Source organism: Pseudomonas sp. S150 (genome assembly GCF_004526365.1).
In the GTDB taxonomy this organism is placed as follows: Bacteria; Pseudomonadota; Gammaproteobacteria; order Pseudomonadales; family Pseudomonadaceae; genus Aquipseudomonas; species Aquipseudomonas putida_A.
This window is the reverse complement of the sequence record NZ_CP038207.1, coordinates 2,936,019-2,955,746: the sequence shown is the minus strand read 5'-3', so window position 1 is coordinate 2,955,746 and position 19,728 is coordinate 2,936,019. Positions and strand designations below refer to the sequence as shown.

13 protein-coding genes and 1 pseudogene are annotated in these 19,728 nt (G+C 61.0%); 4 read left to right on the top strand and 10 right to left on the bottom strand.

The features are described 5' to 3' along the window. Positions 1 to 148: 148 nt before the first annotated feature. The 3 genes and pseudogenes from E3Z29_RS13465 to E3Z29_RS13455 form a co-directional block, all read right to left on the bottom strand. Positions 149 to 3,299: pseudogene (locus tag E3Z29_RS13465) on the bottom strand (CusA/CzcA family heavy metal efflux RND transporter). 15 nt (positions 3,300 to 3,314) lie between these two features. After that, positions 3,315 to 4,508 carry an efflux RND transporter periplasmic adaptor subunit gene (locus tag E3Z29_RS13460; RefSeq protein WP_134785997.1) on the bottom strand — a complete coding sequence of 398 codons (1,194 nt, stop codon included), beginning with the start codon at positions 4,506 to 4,508 and terminating at the stop codon, positions 3,315 to 3,317. A 49-nt stretch (positions 4,509 to 4,557) separates the two neighbouring features. Beyond that, entirely contained in the window at positions 4,558 to 5,805 is a 1,248-nt protein-coding gene (locus tag E3Z29_RS13455) for a TolC family protein (RefSeq protein WP_134785996.1), read from the bottom strand. Between the two features lie 537 nt (positions 5,806 to 6,342). Between E3Z29_RS13455 and E3Z29_RS13450 the strand changes: the two genes are divergently transcribed. Both E3Z29_RS13450 and E3Z29_RS13445 read left to right on the top strand, forming a co-directional pair. Continuing rightward, entirely contained in the window at positions 6,343 to 7,017 is a 675-nt protein-coding gene (locus E3Z29_RS13450) for a heavy metal response regulator transcription factor (protein WP_027614650.1), read from the top strand. Beyond that, entirely contained in the window at positions 7,014 to 8,447 is a 1,434-nt protein-coding gene (locus tag E3Z29_RS13445) for a heavy metal sensor histidine kinase (protein WP_134785995.1), read from the top strand. Before E3Z29_RS13450 ends, E3Z29_RS13445 begins: the two co-directional genes overlap by 4 nt. Positions 8,448 to 8,970: 523 nt before the next feature. On the opposite strand, the gene E3Z29_RS13440 is transcribed toward E3Z29_RS13445, so the two are convergent. From E3Z29_RS13440 to E3Z29_RS13415, 6 genes are read right to left on the bottom strand one after another with little or no spacing between them, the layout of a single operon-like run. Then, entirely contained in the window at positions 8,971 to 10,713 is a 1,743-nt protein-coding gene (locus tag E3Z29_RS13440; RefSeq protein ID WP_098968138.1) for an ABC transporter substrate-binding protein, read from the bottom strand. 47 nt (positions 10,714 to 10,760) lie between these two features. Beyond that, positions 10,761 to 11,033, bottom strand: a complete 273-nt coding sequence (locus E3Z29_RS13435) for a DUF2160 domain-containing protein (RefSeq protein ID WP_027614647.1) — start codon at positions 11,031 to 11,033, stop codon at positions 10,761 to 10,763. A gap of 10 nt (positions 11,034 to 11,043) precedes the next feature. Continuing rightward, complete coding sequence (locus E3Z29_RS13430; RefSeq protein WP_027614646.1) at positions 11,044 to 11,844, bottom strand: carbohydrate ABC transporter permease; 801 nt, start codon at positions 11,842 to 11,844, stop codon at positions 11,044 to 11,046. 10 nt (positions 11,845 to 11,854) lie between these two features. Next, positions 11,855 to 12,721 (bottom strand): carbohydrate ABC transporter permease, encoded by an 867-nt coding sequence (locus E3Z29_RS13425; protein WP_007961995.1) that lies wholly within the window; start codon positions 12,719 to 12,721, stop codon positions 11,855 to 11,857. Beyond that, positions 12,718 to 13,827: an ABC transporter ATP-binding protein gene (locus E3Z29_RS13420; RefSeq protein ID WP_098968137.1), complete on the bottom strand. Its 1,110-nt coding sequence runs from the start codon at positions 13,825 to 13,827 to the stop codon at positions 12,718 to 12,720. The genes E3Z29_RS13425 and E3Z29_RS13420 overlap by 4 nt, the downstream gene beginning before the upstream one ends. Further along, positions 13,827 to 14,921, bottom strand: a complete 1,095-nt coding sequence (locus tag E3Z29_RS13415) for an ABC transporter ATP-binding protein (protein WP_095138884.1) — start codon at positions 14,919 to 14,921, stop codon at positions 13,827 to 13,829. Before E3Z29_RS13415 ends, E3Z29_RS13420 begins: the two co-directional genes overlap by 1 nt. Positions 14,922 to 15,302: 381 nt before the next feature. Here E3Z29_RS13415 and E3Z29_RS13410 point away from each other — a divergent pair, with 381 nt between their 5' ends. Next, a complete protein-coding gene (locus tag E3Z29_RS13410) occupies positions 15,303 to 17,150 on the top strand; it encodes a sigma-54-dependent Fis family transcriptional regulator (protein ID WP_134785994.1) in 1,848 nt (615 codons plus the stop codon). A gap of 253 nt (positions 17,151 to 17,403) precedes the next feature. Continuing rightward, positions 17,404 to 18,276 carry an undecaprenyl-diphosphatase UppP gene (gene uppP / locus E3Z29_RS13405; protein WP_134785993.1) on the top strand — a complete coding sequence of 291 codons (873 nt, stop codon included), beginning with the start codon at positions 17,404 to 17,406 and terminating at the stop codon, positions 18,274 to 18,276. Positions 18,277 to 18,338: 62 nt separating this feature from the next. Here the strand turns inward: uppP and cysS are convergent, their stop codons facing one another. Continuing rightward, positions 18,339 to 19,721: a cysteine--tRNA ligase gene (gene cysS, locus E3Z29_RS13400; protein ID WP_134785992.1), complete on the bottom strand. Its 1,383-nt coding sequence runs from the start codon at positions 19,719 to 19,721 to the stop codon at positions 18,339 to 18,341. Positions 19,722 to 19,728: the final 7 nt, after the last annotated feature.

The window sequence follows — 19,728 nt, the reverse complement described above, 5'->3', positions numbered from 1 at the left end:
GCGGGGGAATTACATATCCGTTATCTGCCGGATCAGTGCACGGAACCCATGTGGGAGCGGGCTTGCTCGCGAAAGCGGTGTGTCATCCAACATTGATGTCGACTGACACGGCCTCTTCGCGAGCAAGCCCGCTCCCACAGGAGATCACCTACTCAGACGGTACGGTGTCCTCATCCCGGCGATGGGCGATCTGGTACAGCGCGGGCAATATCAGCAGCGTGAGAATGGTCGAGGACAGGATTCCGCCGATCACCACCGTCGCCAACGGGCGCTGCACTTCCGCACCCGTGCCGGTCGCCAGCGCCATCGGGATAAAGCCTAACGACGCCACCAGCGCGGTCATCAACACCGGCCGCAAACGCGTCAGCGCACCTTCGTGGATCGCATCGGATAGAGAACGCCCTTCCTCGCGCAAATTACGAATAAACGCAATCATCACCAAGCCGTTCAACACCGCCACACCGGACAACGCAATAAACCCGACACCCGCCGAAATCGACAACGGAATATCCCGCAGCCACAGCGCCATCACCCCGCCGGTCAAGGCAAACGGAATCCCGGTAAACACCAGCAAGCCGTCCTTCAGATTGTTGAACATCATGAACAGCAATCCGAACACCAGCAGCAACGCCACCGGCACCACGATCTGCAAGCGCTTGGCCGCCGACTGCAGTTGCTCGAACTGCCCGCCCCAACTGGTCCAGTAACCGGCCGGCACCTGCACCTCGCGCTCGATCAGCGCACCGGCCTCGCTGACGAACGAGCCGATATCGCGCCCGCGCACGTTGGCGCTGACGATCACCAGGCGCTTGCCGTTTTCGCGGCTGACCTGATTCGGCCCGAGCACCAGATCGAGGCTGGCGACGTCTTTCAGCGCGATAAACCCGACCTGATTCGCCGCACCGCTCAGCGCCGGCACCGGAATCAGCAACGCCGACAAGCCGTCGATGTCCTTGCGCATCGCGTCGGACAAGCGCACCACCATGTCGAAGCGCCGATCACCCTCGTACAAAGTGCCAGCCTGCCGTCCCCCCACTGCGACGGCGATGGTGTCCTGCACATCGCCAACGTTGAGGCCATAACGCGCCGCCTTGTCGCGATCGATGTTGATGGTCAGCACCGGCAGCCCGGTGGTCTGCTCGACCTTCACTTCAGAGGCGCCATTGACCTTCTGCATCGCCGCCGCGATCTTCGCCGCCGTGGCGTTGAGCACGTCCATGTCATCGCCAAACACCTTCACCGCAACATCGCTGCGCACACCGGAGATCAGTTCGTTGAAGCGCAACTGGATCGGCTGCGACAGTTCATAGTTGCTACCCGGCAACGTCGCGGCGGCTTGTTGCAACTCGGCCATCAGTGTTTCGCGGGACTTGTTCGGGTCTGGCCATTGATCCTTCGGTTTGAGCATCACGTAGCTGTCAGAGATGTTCGGCGGCATCGGATCGGAGGCGATTTCCGCCGTACCGGTGCGGGCGAACACCCTTTCAACCTCCGGCACTTTGGCCAGGATCAGCGTTTCCAGCCGCTGCTGCATGTCCACCGATTGCGTCAGGCTGGTGCCCGGCACGCGCAGCGCTTGCAGGGCAAAATCCCCCTCACTGAGGCTCGGTACAAACTCGCTGCCCATGCGGCTGGTGAGCACGCCGCTGAGCACGATCACGCCCAACGCCGCGCCCCACGGCCACCGTGCGATGGGCCATGACCCAGGCCAGCGCCGGCGCATACACCCGACGTGCACCGCGCATCACCACGCCCTCTTCTTCCTTGACCTTGCCGGTGACGAACAGCGCAATCGCTGCCGGCACAAAGGTCACCGACAGCAGCATCGCACCGAGCAAAGCGATGACCACGGTGAACGCCATCGGGTGGAACATTTTCCCTTCGACGCCGCTCAGGGCGAAGATCGGCAGGTACACCACCATGATGATCAACTGGCCGAAAATCAGCGGTCGGCGCGCCTCCTTCGCCGCGGCAAAGACCTCCTTGAAACGCTCGGCGCGGGTCAACAAACGGCCGTGATGCTGCTGCGCATGCGCCAGACGACGCAGGGTGTTTTCGACGATCACCACCGCGCCGTCGACGATGATCCCGAAGTCCAGCGCGCCGAGGCTCATCAGGTTGGCACTGACCTTGTTGCTGAACATCCCGGTGAAGGTGAACAGCATCGACAGCGGAATCACCATTGCCGTGATCAGCGCGGCGCGGATGTTGCCGAGGAACAGGAACAGAATCGCGATCACCAGAATCGCGCCTTCGATCAGGTTCTTTTTCACTGTGGCGATGGCTTTGTCGACCAGGTGCGTGCGGTCATAGACCGGCACGGCGATCACGCCTTGCGGCAGGGATTTATTGATCTGTTCCAGCTTGCTGGCCACCGCTTGCGAAACGGTGCGGCTGTTTTCGCCGATCAGCATGAACACCGTACCCAGCACCACTTCGCGACCGTTTTCGGTGGCCGCACCGCTGCGCAGTTCGCGGCCGATTTCCACCGTGGCGACGTTCTTCACCCGGATCGGCGTGCCGTCGACATTGGCCATGACGATGTTGGCGATGTCCTCGGTGCTCGCCACTTGCCCCGGCGCGCGGATCAGCAATTGCTCGCCGCTGCGCTCGATATACCCGGCGCCGACGTTGGCGTTGTTGCGCTCCAGCGCGGTGATCAGATCGGTGAGCGTGAGCTTGTACGCGGCGAGGCGTTTCGGGTCCGGCGCGATCTGATAATCCTTGGCAAACCCACCGATGGTGTTGATCTCGGCGACGCCCGGTACGTTGCGCAATTGCGGCTTGATGATCCAGTCCTGAATCACCCGCAGATCGGTCGGCGTGTAGGTTGTGCCGTCGTCCTTCAACGCGCCCTCCTGGGCTTCCACCGTCCATAAAAAGATCTCACCGAGACCGGTGGAAATCGGCCCCATCACCGCTTCCGCGCCTTCGGGCAATTGCTCCCTGGCGATCTGCAGACGCTCGTTGACCAGTTGGCGAGCGAAAAACAGGTCGGTGCCGTCCTTGAAGATCACCGTAACCTGCGACAACCCGGAGCGCGACAGCGAACGGGTCTGCTCCAGCGCCGGCAAACCGGCCATCGCGGTTTCAATCGGGAAAGTGATGCGCTGCTCGGTTTCCAGCGGCGAGAACCCGGCGGCGCCGGTGTTGATCTGCACCTGGACGTTGGTGATGTCGGGCACGGCGTCGATCGGCAGCTTTTGATAACTGGCGACGCCGAGGCCGGCCATGAGCAGAACGGCGAGCAGCACGATGATGCGCTGCTCGATGGCAAACTGGATCAGGCGTTCGAACATGGTGACCTTCCAGAATTAATGACTGTGCTCGGCTGAGGCTTTGCCCAGCTCCGACTTGAGGACGAAGCTGCCGGCGCTGGCGACTTGCACGCCCGGTTCCAGCCCTTGAGTGACTTCCACGTGGCCGGCGGCACGGCTGCCCAGTTCCACCGCCTGCGCCTTGAAGCCGTCGTCGGTACGCACGAACACCGTGGGTTTGTCCTCGACGGTCTGGATCGCGGTTTCCGGCACGGCGACTTTGGCCTGGCGGCTCTCGGTGGCGACCCGCGCGGTGACGAACAGCCCCGGGCGCCACGAGCCTTTAGGGTTTTCCACGGTCACGCGCACGGTCGCGGTGCGGGTCTGTTCGCCGAGCAGGCTGCCGACGTACGCCACGCTGCCGGTCACTTCGGCCTTTAACTCAGGCGCGCTGACAGTCACCGGTTTGCCCACCTGCACTTTGGACAGATCCTTGGGCGAGACACCGAACGTGACCCACACCCGCGACAGATCCGAGAGGGTGAAAGCCGCGGTGGTCTCATCGACCACCTCCCCCGGCGTCAGGTGTTTTTCCACCACCACACCGTCGAACGGTGCGCGCAGTTCGTAGCGATTGCCGCCGGTGGCGACCACGCTGCCGCTGAGCACGCTGATTTTCTGTCGGGCGTTGTTCATGGCGATTACCGCTTCTTCCAGCGCCTGCCTGGCCTGGAGGAAATCCTGCTCGGCGGAGATCTTGTCCTGCCAGAGCTTTTTTTCGCGTTCGTAGGTGGTGCGCGCCAACGCCAAGCGACGTTGCGCGGCGGCCTGTTCACTGCGCTGATCGGAGATTTGCTGACTGGCGATCACCGCTAGCAACTGGCCCTTTTTCACCGGTTGCCCGAGGTTGACCGCCACCGACTCGACCACCCCCGGCACGCGCGGCACGACGTGTGCCGTGCGGTCCTCGTCGAAGCGCACTTCGCCGGGAAACGACAAGCCGAGACTGATGCTTTGCGCCCGCGCCTCGGCCAGTTGAATGCCTGCGGCGGCGATCTGCTCGGCGCTCAATTCGATGTGGCCTTGTTCGGCATGTTCGCCTTCGGCGGCAGCGCCCTCCTCGGCGTGATCGGCGTGTTCGGAGGCCTCATCAGCATGCGCGTCGATATTTGAATTGGCCGGCCACATCGAACCGAGGCCAATGCCCAGCGCCAAGGTCGCCACCGCGACCACCATCAGTTTTTTATCCATGGAAACTCCTCTGCGCCGTGCCATCGCGCAGTTGTCTGAAAAGTGAAATTCAAGGGCTGACGCTGAGGTCGCCGTAGATCCGTTCGAGGCGCACGCGGGCGTCGGTCGCCTCGCTGACGGCCTGGATGTATTGGCTGCGCGCAGCGATCAGGGTGCGTTGGGCATCGAGTACGTCGAGGAAACCGAACTTGCCCATTTCGAAACCGCGCGTGGCGCTGTCCACTGCGCTTTGTGCGGCGGGCAGGATGGTCTGGTTGAACGCGTTGACTTCGCCGTTGGCGGTCTGCCATTGCTCAAGGCTGGTCTGGACTTCGGTGCGCAAACGCAGCTCGGTGGCGTTGCGCAGATCCCGCGCCTGATCGCTGCGCCGTGCGGCGGCGAGCACGTTGCCCTGATTGCGGTTGAACAGCGGAATCGGCATCGACAGCCCGACCACGTTGACTCGCTCACGCTCGGTTTCGCTGTACTGGCTGCCGATGCTCACGGTCAGGTCGGGAATGCGCTGGGACTTTTCCAGGCCCAACGAGGCTTCGCGCTGATCGATCTGCAGCTTCGCCAGACGCAGCTCGGCAGTCTGGTTCAGACGCTCAAGCAAACGGCCGGGCGGCGGCAGCGTGGCGAGGTTCTGTGTGCCGGGTTGCACGTTGGTCGAAGTCGGCAACGGTGCGCCCATGACCTGCGCCAGTTGCTGATAGGCGTTGGCCTGATCGCGCTCGGCGCGGCTCACCTCCAGGCGCACTTCCGAGAGCTGCACTTGCGCCCGCGTGCCTTCGACCGGCGACGATTTACCGGCCTCGATCCGCCCCTGAGCAACGCGCACACCGTGCTCGGCCAGTTGCAGTGACTGGCGCGACAGCTGCAAGCGTTGCTGCGCGGTTTGCGCGCTGTTGAACGCCTGAATCACATCGGCGCGCAAGGCATTGCGCTTGCGCTCCAGTTCGATACCGGCAGCGTCCTGCGCCCGGCTGGCAACATCGATCCGCGCTGCGCGTTTGCCGCCCAGCTCAATCGGCTGGCTGAGCATCACCGTGGTGGTGCGCGAGTTGCGCCGGGTGTCTTCGGCCTCCCACGACACCTCGGGATTGGGGATCAGCCCGGCCTGCTGGCGATCGCCCTCGGCAATACCGATTTCCCATTGCGCAGCAGCGAGATCGGGGTTGTCGGCGAAGGCACTTTGCAGCGCCTGATCCAGTGTCAGGGTCGATGCGCTGGCCAGGCTGCTGCACGCCAGCAACAAGAGGCCGCTGGCGGTTTTGTTCAGGCGTGATCGCGCCGTCAGTTCAATTAAACCGGGCAATGGAGGGCTTCCTTTAATTCAGGATTTTTCGATGCCGCCACGTTAGGGTTTTGAACTTATCGACAAGGTGACTGGAACATTACAAATCCGTTATCCACGGTTCAGCAAAGTTGTTTTGTTTTACGATGCGAAGTGCAAACGGCTTTGCCGCAATACATAGAAACAAATACTCGGTAGTTAACTGCTGAACAGTACTTGTCGGAATCAAACTTACGAGAATCACGTGGTCCGCGCTGCGGCGGACTGTCGCACAGCCCCGGTTTAAAGCATTGGGTTGTTGACCCTGTAGCCGCTACAACCTTTATCGTTGCGGACATCCCCTCACCCCAGCCCTCTCCCGGGGGGAGAGGGGGCCGACCGAAGTGTCTCGGGTTTTTTATCGACCTGTTACATCAAGTCGATTATGGATTCAGTAAAGTTTTTCACGTTGGCGTAGTTCTGAAATATCCCGCATTCAGTCCCCTCTCCCTCGGGGAGAGGGTTAGGGTGAGGGGTTGCCTTAATTAGATATCCCTTAAATAAAAGTGGTGATAGATCATGCGAATCCTTGTCGTCGAGGACGAGCTTAAAGCTGCCGAATACTTGCATCAGGGTTTGACCGAAAGTGGTTATATCGTTGACCACGCCGCCACCGGTGCCGATGGATTGCATCTGGCGCAACAGCAGGCGTATGACCTGATCATTCTCGACGTGAACTTGCCGGAACTGGACGGTTGGGGCGTGCTGGAACAACTGCGCCGCACCCACTCGACGCGGGTGATGATGCTCACCGCGCGCGGGCGGCTGGCGGACAAGATTCGCGGTCTGGACCTGGGCGCCGACGACTACCTGGTCAAGCCGTTCGAGTTTCCCGAACTGCTGGCGCGGGTCCGCACCTTGATGCGCCGCAGTGAAAACATCCCAGTGCCACAGGTGTTGAAAGTCGCCGATCTGGAACTGGATCCGGGCCGCCATCGGGCATTTCGGGGTGCGCAGCGCATCGACCTGACCACCAAGGAATTCGCCCTGCTGCACTTGTTGATGCGCCAGTCCGGCGAGGTGCTGACCCGTACGCAGATCATTTCGCTGGTGTGGGACATGAATTTCGACTGCGACACCAACGTGGTCGAAGTATCGATCCGCCGCTTGCGGGCGAAGATCGATGATCCGTTCGACAACAAGCTGATCCACACCCTGCGCGGTGTCGGCTATGTGCTGGAGGCGCGGGAATGAAGCCGGCCAGCCTGTCGATGCGCCTCGGTCTGACGGTAAGTATTCTCGGCGCGCTGTTGGTGGTATTCCTGGCGATCCTCGCCTATTTCGCCCTGACCCATGAGCTGAATGCGCTGTCGCGCGACAGCCTGCAAAAGAAGATGGCGCAGGTGGAGCACAGCCTGTCGCTGTATGTCGACGCCAATGAGGTCAGTGGCAAGCCGCACATTCTGCTCGATCAGGTCATGGGCCACGACAACCTGACGCTGACGATTTATGACCGCTCGAACCTGCGTACGCCGCTGCTCAAATCCGGCTCGGGACTGAAGGATCCGCGCGCCGAATTGCGCGCAGTACGAGGCACTACCGAGCAGTTGGCCTATAGCGACAGCATCGATGACGAGGGTGCGAAGTTCCTTACCGCGTCGAAGCTGATTCGGCTCAAGGACGGCAGCAGCGTGCCGGTGCTGCTGTCGATGGACAACGCGCACGATCAGGCGCTGCTCAGCGCCTATCTGCGCTCGACGCTGATTGCCTTGCCGCTGTTGCTGGTGTTCATCGGCCTGACGGCGTGGGGCGCGGTGCAGCGTGGATTGGCGCCGCTGCGCGAGTTTCGCAAAGTGGCGGCGATGGTCTCGACGCAGGACCTGGATCATCGGCTGTCGGTGGTGAACATGCCGCAGGAGTTGAGCGAACTGGCGCAGGGCATCAACTTCATGCTGCATCGCCTCGATGCCGGGGTGCAGCAGTTGTCACAGTTCTCCGATGACCTGGCGCATGAACTGCGCACGCCGATCAACAACCTGATGGGCAAGGCGCAGGTGACGCTGTCGCGCGAGCGCACGAGCGAGGAATACCAGGACGTTCTGGTGTCGTGCACCGAGGAGCTGGAGCGCGTGGCGCGGATTGTTTCCGACATGCTGTTTTTGGCGCAGGTCAGTCATCCGTCGGCACTGGCGCCGTTTGAATCGGTGGCGCTGGAGGCGGAAGCGGCGAAGGTTGCGGAGATGTTTTCGCTGGCGGCGCAGGACAAGCAGATTCATTTGAATGTTGTTGGCAGCGCATCGGTGTTAGGCGATCGGCTGATGATCCAGCGGGCGATTTCCAATCTGCTGTCCAACGCGCTGCGCCATTGCCCGAACGGTAAAACCATCACCTTGCTGATCGAGCAAGGCGCGACGCAGGCTTCACTGCTGGTGAGCAATCCCGGCGCCGGCATCGAGGCGCAACACCTGCCGCACCTGTTCGACCGCTTCTATCGCGTCGACAGCGCCCGCTCGCGCTCACAGGGCAGCACCGGGCTGGGGCTGGCGATCGTGCGCTCGATCATGAGCCTGCATCAGGGGGTAGCGGAGGTGAAGAGCTTGCCAGGTGTCATGACCGTATTCCGCCTCGGTTTTCCTGCGGCGACACCCATGGCCCCATCGCTTGCAGGCAAGCTCCCACAGTGAGTCGCGGTGAACCCGGACTTTGATGGCAATACAAAACCTGTGGGAGCTGGCTTGCCAGCGATGGCGGCGGCTCAGGCGATATTTTTCGTCTGACACAGCGCTATCGCGAGCAGGCTCACTCCTACAATGAATCGCGGTGAACCCGAATTTTGATGGCAATACAAAACCTGTGGGAGCTGGCTTGCCAGCGATGGCGGCGGGTCAGTCACATTTTTGTTGTCTGACACTCCGCTATCGCGAGCAGGCTCACTCCTACAGTGAATCGCGGTGAACCCGGACTTTGCAGGCGTCACAAAACCTGTGGGAGCTTGCCTGCAAGCGATGGCGGCAGGTCAGTCACATCCTTGTTATTTGACACACCGCTATCGCTGGCAAGCCAGCTCCCACAAGAGTTTGTGGTGTGCCCAGATTGTGTGAGCAACACAGAACCCTGTGGGAGCGTGGCTTGCTCGCGAAAGCGGTAGATCAGGCAACAAAAAAAACGGCACCTCACGGTGCCGTTTTGCTTTTCACACATCAACCATCACTTACGCGCATCCGCCCACGATTTCAGCAGTTCGTTGTAGCTCACGGTCTCGCCCTGCGGCTTCTCGTTGGCCAGTTTTGGTTTTGGTGCGCCCGGTTGGTCGAACCAGTATTGCGCGTCGCGTTCCGGGTTCATTTTCGGGGCGCATACTGCTTGCGCCTTGGAGCGTTCGAGGCGGGTCATGATTGCGTCCTGATCCTTGGCCAGGCCGTCCAGCGCCTGTTGCGGAGTCTTCTCGCCGCTGGCCGCTTCGGCGATGTGGCTCCACCACAATTGCGCCAGGCGCGGATAGTCCGGCACGTTGGTGCCGGTCGGGGTCCATTGCACGCGGGCCGGGCTGCGGTAGAACTCGACCAGGCCACCGAGTTTCGGCGCCAGATCGGTCATCGCCTGCGAGTTGATGTCCGACTCGCGGATCGGCGTCAGGCCGACGATGGTTTTCTTCAGCGACACGGTTTTCGAAGTGACGAACTGCGCGTACAGCCACGCCGCCAACTTCTGTTTCTCAGGGGTGGATTTCATGAATGTCCACGAACCCACGTCCTGATACCCGAGCTTCATGCCCTCTTCCCAATACGGCCCGCGCGGCGACGGCGCCATGCGCCATTTCGGCGTGCCGTCGGCGTTGACCACCGGCAGGCCCGGTTTGGTCATGTCGGCGGTGAACGCGGTGTACCAGAAGATCTGCTGGGCGATGTTGCCTTGCGACGGCACCGGGCCGGACTCGGAGAAGGTCATGCCCGCCGCTTCCGGTGGCGCGTAGGCCTTGAGCCAGTCGACGTATTTCTGCGTGGCGAACACCGCCGCGGGGCCGTTGGTGTCGCCGCCGCGGGTCACGCTGGAGCCGACCGGGTGGCAGTCCTCGACGCGAATCCCCCACTCGTCCACCGGCAAGCCGTTGGGCAGGCCCTTGTCGCCGCCACCGGCCATGGAAAACCAGGCATCGGTGAAACGCCAGCCCAGCGACGGGTCTTTCTTACCGTAGTCCATGTGTCCGTAGACGCGTTTGCCGTCGATCTCCTTGACGTCTTCGCTGAAGAATTTGGCGATGTCTTCATAGGCCGACCAGTTCACCGGCACGCCCAATTCGTAGCCGTACTTTTCCTTGAACTTGGCTTTCAGATCGGCGCGTTCGAACCAGTCGGCGCGGAACCAGTACAGGTTGGCGAACTGTTGGTCGGGCAGTTGATAGATCTTGCCGTCCGGCGCGGTAGTGAACGAGATGCCGATGAAGTCCTTGATGTCGAGGGTCGGCGAGGTGAAGTTCTTGCCTTCGTTGGCCATCAGGTCGGTGATCGATTCGGTCTTGCCGTAGCGAAAGTGCGTACCGATCAGGTCCGAGTCGTTGACCCAGCCGTCGTAGATGTTCTTGTCCGACTGCATCACCGTCTGCATTTTTTCCACCACATCGCCTTCTTGCAGCAGGTCGTGGGTGAGCTTGATCCCGGTGATTTCGGTGAACGCCTTGGCCAGCACCTTGGACTCGTATTCGTGGGTGGTCAGGGTCTCGGAAACCACTTTGATTTCCATGCCGCGAAACGGCTCGGCGGCCTTGATGAACCACTTCAATTCTTCGAGTTGCTGATCGGCCGTCAGGGTCGACGGCTTGAATTCACTGCCGATCCATTTTTTCGCAGCGTCTTCGTAGGCATCGGCCCAGGCAGATGCGCTCAAACCGCTGAGTGCCAGCAAGGCTGCCAATGAAATGCTATGTCGCAGCTTATTGTTTTTGTCGAACATAGAGACCTCCAGTTTGAGTTACGGAGCACGATTGCCGAGCGACTCGACTAGCCCCAGCGCATCACAACCAACAGCCACACCAGAGACAGCGCGGACGCTACCCAGATGCTCCAGTCGGTGACGCCGATTACCAGCAGATGCAGGTAGGCGCTGCCGAGAAGACCGATGAACAAGCGATCGCCACGGGTGGTGGCAATCGGCAGAAAACCGCGTCGCAGGATGCTCGGCGAGCGCAATTCCCAGGTGGTCATGCCCACCAGCAACAGGCCGATGGCGATAAAGAACCCCGCCGTGGGGGTGGTCCAGCTCATCCATTCCATCATGCGTTCCTCAGACCCGACCGAGGGCAAAGCCCTTGGCCACGTGGTTGCGAACAAACCAGATCACCAGCATGCCCGGCAGGATGGTCAGCACCCCCGCCGCCGCCAGCACGCCCCAGTCGATGCCCGAAGCGGAAACCGTGCGCGTCATCACCGCGGCAATCGGCTTGGCGTTGACCGAAGTCAGCGTGCGCGCCAGCAGCAGTTCGACCCAGGAAAACATGAAGCAGAAGAACGCCGTGACGCCGATGCCCGAGCCGATCAGCGGGATGAAAATCTTCACGAAGAACTTGGGAAAGCTGTAGCCGTCGATGTACGCGGTTTCGTCGATTTCCTTGGGCACCCCGGACATGAAGCCTTCAAGAATCCACACCGCCAGCGGCACGTTGAACAGGCAGTGCGCTAGCGCCACGGCGATGTGCGTGTCGAACAGCCCAATCGACGAATACAGCTGGAAGAACGGCAACAGAAACACCGCCGGTGGCGCCATGCGGTTGGTCAGCAGCCAGAAGAACAGGTGCTTGTCGCCGAGGAAGCGATAGCGCGAAAACGCATAGGCCGCCGGCAGCGCCACACTCAGCGAGATCACCGTGTTCAGGCTGACGTAATACAGCGAATTGAGATAACCGGTGTACCAGCTCGGATCGGTGAAAATCACCTTGTAGTTGTGCCAGGTGAAATCCTGGGGGAACAGGGTCAACCCGCCGAGAATTTCGGTGTTGCTCTTGAACGACATGTTCAGCAGCCAGTAGATCGGCACCAGCAGAAACAGGATGTACACCAGCAGCGGAATCAGCTTTCTCTTGCTCATGGCCGGGCCCTCAGCGGTTGGCGTCGGAATGGGTCATGGCGGTGTAGAACAGCCACGAGACCAGCAGGATGATCAGGAAGTACACCAGCGAAAACGCCGCCGCCGGCCCCAGATCGAATTGACCGACCGCCATCTGCGTCAACGTCTGACTCAAGAAGGTCGTGGCATTGCCCGGCCCGCCGCCGGTGAGCACGAACGGCTCGGTGTAGATCATGAAACTGTCCATGAAGCGCAGCATCACCGCGATCAGCAGCACGCTCTTCAGCTTCGGCAACTGAATATGGCGGAACACTGCCCACGCCGAGGCGCGGTCGATCCGCGCCGCCTGGTAATACACGTCGGGAATCGCCCGCAGCCCGGAAAAACACAGCAGCGCCACCAGCGAAGTCCAGTGCCAGACGTCCATCACCAGCACCGTCACCCAGGCGTCCATGGTGTTGGCCGCGTAGTTGTAACTGATGCCCAGCGCATTCAGGCTCGACCCCAGCAGACCAATGTCGGCACGCCCGAAAATCTGCCAGATGGTGCCCACCACGTTCCATGGGATCAGCAGCGGAATCGCCAGGATGATCAGCACCACCGACGACCAGCGGCCCTTGGTCGGCATGGTCAGGGCGACGGCGATACCCAACGGAATTTCGATCAGCAGCACGCAGGCCGAGTAGATGAATTGGCGCAGCAGCGAGTCATGCAGACGCGGGTCGAGCAGCACCTGCTTGTACCAGTCGGCGCCGACAAAGTAGCGGCTGGACTGGTCGAAGATGTCCTGTACCGAGTAGTTGACCACGGTCATCATCGGGATCACCGCGCTGAACGCCACCAGCAGAAATACCGGCAACACCAGCCACCAGGCCTTGTTGTTCTGCACCTTGTTCATGGCTGCACCTCGTCGTCGGCTTCGAGCAGAAACTCATCGGCATAGACCATCAGCCACTGCGCCGGAAAACTGATATACGCCGTGCCCTGCGGCACCGGTTTGTCTTCGGCCAGACGCACCTTCAGCGGCGCGCCATCGAGGTCGAGGGTGAGGATCTTGTAGGTGCCGAGGTCTTCGACGTGAACCACCCGCGCCTGCATCGCCTCGTCAAACGGCTCGTCCCAGACGTGAATGAATTCGGGGCGGATGCCGACCTTCAGATTTTTCCACTGACCGTGTTCGATATGCCGTTGCAAGGCGTCGGACAACGGCAAGTGCGTCGAGGCGAAACCGACCCCGCCCGGCTGCGGCTGCACCTCGATCAGATTCATCCCCGGGCTGCCGATGAAGTAGCCGACAAAGGTGTGAGTCGGCCGCTCGAACAATTCCCGTGGCGTGCCGAACTGCACGATCTGTCCGCCGTACATCACCGCGATCTTGTCGGCGAAGGTCGAAGCTTCGAGCTGATCGTGGGTGACGTAGACCATGGTGATGTTGAACTGCTCGTGGATCTGCTTGAGCTTGCGCCGCAGTTTCCACTTCAGGTGCGGGTCGATCACCGTCAGCGGCTCGTCGAAGAGAATCGCCGAGACGTCGTCACGCACCAGGCCACGGCCCATGGAGACTTTCTGTTTTTCGTCGGCAGTGAGGTTACGCGCCTTCTTGCTCAGCAAGTTTTGCAGGTCGAGGACTTCGGCAATTTCCTGCACCTTGCTGTGCACTTTCGCCTCGGCCATGCCCTGATTGCGCAGGGGGAAGGCCAGGTTGTCGAACACGGTCATGGTGTCGTAGACCACCGGGAACTGGAACACCTGAGCGATGTTGCGCTTCTCCGGGGTCAGGTCGTTGACCGCTTTGCCATCGAACAGCACATGCCCTTGCGAGGGGCTGAGCAGGCCGGAAATGATGTTGAGCAAGGTCGACTTGCCGCAACCCGAAGGGCCGAGCAAGGCATACGCGCCGCCCTGCTCCCAAATGTGATCCATCTCGCGGATCGCGTAATCGTCAGGCCCGCTCGGCTGCTTGCTGTAGCTGTGGGCGAGGTGCTGCAAACGGATTTCGGCCATCAGGCAACCCTCGCGACACGTTGACCCGGTGCCTGCACCAGACGGCCCTGCGCATCGAACACGAACAGTTTGTGGGTCGGGATGTAGATGCGGATCGGCGCATCGACGTCGTATTCGTGAACCCCCGGCAGGTGCAGCACCAGCAGGAAATGCTCGTTGCGCACGTGCAGGAAGGTTTCCGAGCCGCTGATCTCCGCCACTTCGACGGTAACCGCCAGCTCCAGATCGTCATCGTTGCTCGGCACCAGCGAGATATGGCTGGGGCGCACGCCAAAGCGGAACTCGCCCTCACCCACCGGGCGCAGGTCGACGTTCAACGGGAAGTGCACGAAGTTGGCGAAGCTGACTTCGTTGCCGGCGATGCGCCCGGGCATCAGGTTGATCGGCGGCTCGGAGAACAACTCCGCCGCCAGCACGGTTTGCGGCTGGTGGTAGACCGAGGTCGATGGGCCGCTCTGGATCACCCGGCCCTCGTGCAGAATCGTCGTGGTGCCGCCCAGCGCCAACGCTTCGTTGGGTTCGGTGGTGGCGTAGATCGCAATGGTGTGGCGCAGCTTGAACAGCTCGCGCATTTCCTGGCGCAGTTCTTCGCGCAGCTTGTAATCAAGGTTGACCAGCGGCTCGTCGAACAGGATCAACTCGGCGTCCTTGACCAACGCCCGGGCCATCGCCGTGCGCTGCTGTTGGCCGCCGGACAGCTCCAGCGGATAGCGCTGCAGGAACTTCTCGATGCGCAGCATCTTCGCGGTTTCCAGCACTTTGCTATGGATGATTTCTTTGGAAACACCGGCCTGACGCAGCGGCGAGGCGATGTTCTCGAACACGGTCATGGTCGGGTAATTGATGAACTGCTGATAAACCATCGACACGTTGCGCAGGCGCACCGGGCGCTGGGTGACGTCGACGCCGTTCATCAGGATCCGGCCGCTGTCGGGCTTGTCCAGGCCTGCCATCAGGCGCATCAGGCTGGTCTTGCCGGACAGCGTGCGGCCGAGCAGAACGTTGAAAGATCCGGGTTCGAATTTCAGGCAGGCATCGTCGATCCAGGTCTGGCCCTCGACGGTGCGGCTGACGTGCTCCAGGGTGAGTGACATGGCTCGGCCTTTTTATTATTGGAGTCAAGCGACCTGTGCAGCAGAGCGACATTCGTGCCAGAAATGGCAAGTGGTTGATTTGTCGTGAAAAGGGCTGAAAACGCGGGGATCAGGCGTTCATTGCTGAACACATTTGAACAGCTGGGCGATTGACAATGAACAATAGTGAACAACACTCTATGAACGATTTTTGCCCAAATTCTGTGAACGATGAAAATCCAATGTGGGAGCGGGCTTGCTCGCGAATGCGGTGTGTCAGTCGATGTAAATGTGTCTGATATACCGCTTTCGCGAGCAAGCCCGCTCCCACAGTTTTGATCTGTGTTGGTTTTGAAAGCAGTGCCATAACAACAATAAAATGCCCTTCAGAGGCCCACCACCATGGCCGCACCTGCCCCGCCGCTGTCCCACGACGCGATTGTCCAGACCTCCTGGCAACGTTGCCGCGCCTTCGGCCTTGACCACCAAAGCACACCGGCCTTCGATCAATTGCCCGCCGCCGGCATCGCGCAGCTGCTCGACCGTCACCACGCGCTGGTGCAAACCACCCATCAGGAAGTGCTGCCGTATTACGAGAACATCCTCAGCAACTCCAATTGCCTGATCATGCTCGCCGACCATCAGGGTCAGGTGCTGACCTCGTGGGGCACTCAGCGCTTTATCGAGCCGAACCTGGCCCGAGGGTTTAGCGCCGGGGCGAGCTGGATGGAACGCTGCAGTGGCACCAATGCGATCGGCACCGCGCTGGCCTGCGAGCAAGCGGTGCACATCGAGCACGATGAACACTTTCTCAAAGCCAACCGCTTCATGACCGGCTCCGCCGCACCGATTTTCGATGCCGAGCGCAAGGTTATCGCCGTGCTCGACGTGTCCAGCGACAGCTACCTGCCGCCCTCGCACACGCTGGGCATGGTCAAGATGATGAGCCAGACCGTGGAGAACCGGCTGATCCTCAACCTGTTCCATGGCCAGCACTTTCAACTGACCTTCAACACCGGGTTGAACAACCTCGACAGTCAGTGGGCCGGTTTGTTGATTTTCGATGAGAGCGGGCAGGTGCTGTCGGCTAATCGCCGGGCGGACAATCTGCTCGGCGTGCGCCTGTCGCGGGTCAGTGTCGAGAGCCTGTTCAACGTGTCGCTGCTGGAGCTGTTGAATCAGCCCGACGGCTTGCCGTTCGCCCTGCAGACCTCCGGGCGCAACCGTTTTCAGTGTTTGTTGAAGCGACCGCAACAGGCAGCGGTTCAGCCTCAAGTATTTGCTGAACCGAAAAGCGCCGAAACGTCGCTCAAACCCGCGGGCGCCATCAGCCTCAGCACCCTGCACTTCGGTGACAGCCGGGTGGAAAAAGCCGTGCGTCAGGCCGAACGCCTGCTGGAAAAAGACATTCCGCTGCTGATCCACGGCGAAACCGGAGTCGGCAAGGAAGTCTTCGTCAAAGCCCTGCACCAGGCCAGTTCGAGAAGCAAACAGGCATTTATCGCCGTCAACTGCGCGGCGATCCCCGCCGAACTGGTGGAATCAGAACTGTTCGGCTATGAAAAAGGCGCGTTCACCGGCGCCAACCAGAAAGGCAGCATCGGCCTGATCCGCAAAGCCGACAAAGGCACCCTGTTCCTCGACGAAATCGGCGACATGCCGTTGCCGACTCAGGCGCGGTTGTTGCGGGTGTTGCAGGAGCGCTGCGTGCAACCGGTGGGCAGCAGCGAGTTGTTCGCGGTGGATCTGCGGATCATCTCGGCGACCAACCGCTCTTTGCGCGAACAAGTGCAATTGGGCCGATTTCGTGAGGACTTGTACTACCGAATTGGCGGTTTGACACTGGAACTGCCGCCGCTCAGAGAGCGCAGTGATAAAGAGGCGCTGTTCAAACGCCTGTGGGAGCAGCATCGCGAACCGACGCAATGGGCCGGGCTCAGCCGCGAAGTGCTGGAGCTGTTCGAGCGGCACCCGTGGCCGGGTAATCTGCGTCAGGTCAGCAGCGTGATGCAGGTAGCGCTGGCGATGGCCGAGGAACAACCGGTGCGGCCGGAGCATCTGCCGGATGATTTTTTTGTCGATCTGGAGATGGAGCCGGTGGAGAGCGTGCAGCCGCTGGGGCTGGATCTGAATGATGTGGAAGCGTTGAACCGGGAGTTGAAAGCAGCCGGGGGGAATATTTCGCATCTGGCGCGGCGGTTGGGGGTTAGTCGCAATACCCTTTACAAGCGCTTGCGTCAGGCTGAGTGACGGGGTGGCTGAACCGGCCTCTTCGCGAGCAAGCCCGCTCCCACAGGGGATCCGTGTCGTACACAAAAATCAGACATGACAAAAATCCAATGTGGGAGCGGGCTTGCTCGCGAAGGCGCCAGCCCAGTCACCCCACAACTATCAATCCGCCCTCATTGACCGAACCGACTAGACTGTGACGAAATGTTTCAGTTTTTCGCCATGCCATTGATTCAGACACCTCCCTCCTCCTGATTTTCACAGGATAAGTGCTTTGACCAACATCTGTTCCACCGGCCTCGATATCGGCTTCGCTTCGCTGGACTACCTGCAGATCGGCTTCCTCGGCATCATTCAAGGCATCACCGAGTTGCTGCCCGTTTCCTCCACCGCGCATATGCGCATCGTCCCGGCCCTGCTCGGCTGGCCGGATCCCGGCTCGGCGTTTTCTGCAGCGATGCAATTGGCGGCACTGGCGGCGGTGGTCAGTTATTTCTGGCGCGATGTCCGGCAAGTGGTCGGCGGCAGCGTCGATGCGGTGCGCCAACGGGATTTCAACAATCGCTGGTTCATCCTCGCGGTGGCCATCGTGCTGGCGACCATCCCCATCGGCATCGCCGGTATAGCTTTGTCATCGACACTCAACGCCTGCAACTCGCCCCTTCGCGGCCTGATGGTGATCGGGATTTCCTGCGTGGTCATGGCGGTGCTGCTGGCGGCTGCCGAACTCACCTGCCGCCATCGGCGCAGCGTGGACGAAATGCGTCTGCGCGACGCGCTGATCGTCGGCATCGCACAGATTGGCGCGCTGATTCCTGGGGTGTCGCGCTCCGGCTCAACGCTGACGGCGGCGTTGTTTCTCAACTTCAAGCGTGAAGAAGCGGCGCGGTTCTCGTTCCTGCTCGGGCTGCCGGCCATCGCCCTCGCCGGTTTGAAAGAGTTGTGGGTGTTGTTCCACGCCGACCTTCCAGCAGCCGTTTGGGGACACCTGATTTTCGGTCTGGTGATTGCCAGCATCTCGGCGTTCTTCGCGATCTGGGGCCTGATGCGTTTTCTGGAGAAATTCTCCACCTGGCCATTCGTCATCTACCGCGCGGTGCTGGGGATTTTCCTGATCGTCGCGGTCAGCACCGGGGCCTTGAGCTAAGGCCCCGCCAGAAAAAACAAAACCCGCACTCGGCGGGTTTTGTTTTAACGCGGATCAGGCAATCAGTCAGCCAGACGCCAGGTCGTGCCACCCTTGCCGTCTTCCAGCACCACGCCCATGGCGGTGAGCTGGTCGCGGATGCGGTCGGATTCGGCCCAGTCCTTGCCGGCACGTGCCGCCAGACGCGCAGCGATCAGCGCCTCGACTTCAGCGGCATCGACACGCCCTTCGGCGCCGGCCTGCAGGAAGTCATCGGCTTCGAGCTGCAACACACCCAGCACGCTGGCCAGTTCTTTGAGGCGCGCCGCCAGACCGGCCGCCGCGTCGAGATCGCTCTCGCGCAGACGGTTGATCTCGCGAACCATCTCAAACAGCACCGCGCAGGCTTCCGGCGTGCCGAAGTCGTCGTTCATCACCGTGGTGAAACGCTCGACGAAGGCTTCGCCGCCGGCCGGAGCAACGCTCGGCAGGCCTTTCAACGCGTGGTAGAAACGCTCGAGTGCGCCCTTGGCGTCCTTGAGGTTGTCTTCCGAGTAGTTGATCGCGCTGCGGTAGTGGCTCGACACCAGCAGGTAACGCACGACTTCCGGGTGGTACTTGTCGAGCACATCGCGAATGGTGAAGAAGTTGTTCAAGGACTTGGACATCTTCTCGCCATTGATACGGATCATGCCGCAATGCATCCACGCGTTGGCGTAGGTCTTGCCGGTGGCCGCTTCGCTCTGGGCGATTTCGTTTTCATGGTGCGGGAACTCGAGGTCGCTGCCGCCGCCATGGATGTCGAAGGTCTCACCGAGGCAGCAGGTAGACATCACCGAGCACTCGATGTGCCAGCCCGGACGCCCGGCGCCCCACGGCGATTCCCAGCTCGGCTCGCCCGGCTTGGCGGCTTTCCACAGGACGAAGTCCAGCGGATCTTCTTTCGACTCGTCGACTTCGATGCGCGCACCGATGCGCAGGTCTTCGATCTTCTTGCGCGACAGCTTGCCGTAGCCCATGAACTTGGCGACGCGGTAGTACACGTCGCCATTGCCCGGGGCGTAAGCGAAGCCCTTGTCGATCAGGGTCTGGATCATCGCGTGCATGCCCGGAATGTGATCCGTGGCGCGCGGTTCCATGTCCGGCTTCTTGATGTTCAGGCGCGCTTCGTCTTCGTGCATCGCCGCGATCATGCGCTCGGTCAGCGCTTCGAACGACTCACCGTTCTCGCGGGCACGATTGATGATCTTGTCGTCGATGTCGGTGATGTTGCGCACGTAGGTCAGGTCGTAACCGCTGAAGCGCAACCAGCGGGTCACCAGGTCGAACGCGACCATGCTGCGGCCGTGGCCGAGGTGGCAGTAGTCGTACACGGTCATGCCGCACACGTACATGCGCACCTTGTTGCCATCCAGCGGCTTGAAGACTTCTTTGCTCTTGGTGAGCGTGTTGTAGATCGTCAGCACTTTATAT

Coding starts and splice junctions, on each gene's coding strand:
- E3Z29_RS13460 (WP_134785997.1), bottom strand. CDS start 4,508: ATGGATAAAAAACTGATGGTGGTCGCGGTGGCGACCTTGGCGCTGGGC.
- E3Z29_RS13450 (WP_027614650.1), top strand. CDS start 6,343: ATGCGAATCCTTGTCGTCGAGGACGAGCTTAAAGCTGCCGAATACTTG.
- E3Z29_RS13445 (WP_134785995.1), top strand. CDS start 7,014: ATGAAGCCGGCCAGCCTGTCGATGCGCCTCGGTCTGACGGTAAGTATT.
- E3Z29_RS13440 (WP_098968138.1), bottom strand. CDS start 10,713: ATGTTCGACAAAAACAATAAGCTGCGACATAGCATTTCATTGGCAGCC.
- E3Z29_RS13435 (WP_027614647.1), bottom strand. CDS start 11,033: ATGGAATGGATGAGCTGGACCACCCCCACGGCGGGGTTCTTTATCGCC.
- E3Z29_RS13430 (WP_027614646.1), bottom strand. CDS start 11,844: ATGAGCAAGAGAAAGCTGATTCCGCTGCTGGTGTACATCCTGTTTCTG.
- E3Z29_RS13425 (WP_007961995.1), bottom strand. CDS start 12,721: ATGAACAAGGTGCAGAACAACAAGGCCTGGTGGCTGGTGTTGCCGGTA.
- E3Z29_RS13420 (WP_098968137.1), bottom strand. CDS start 13,827: ATGGCCGAAATCCGTTTGCAGCACCTCGCCCACAGCTACAGCAAGCAG.
- E3Z29_RS13415 (WP_095138884.1), bottom strand. CDS start 14,921: ATGTCACTCACCCTGGAGCACGTCAGCCGCACCGTCGAGGGCCAGACC.
- E3Z29_RS13410 (WP_134785994.1), top strand. CDS start 15,303: ATGGCCGCACCTGCCCCGCCGCTGTCCCACGACGCGATTGTCCAGACC.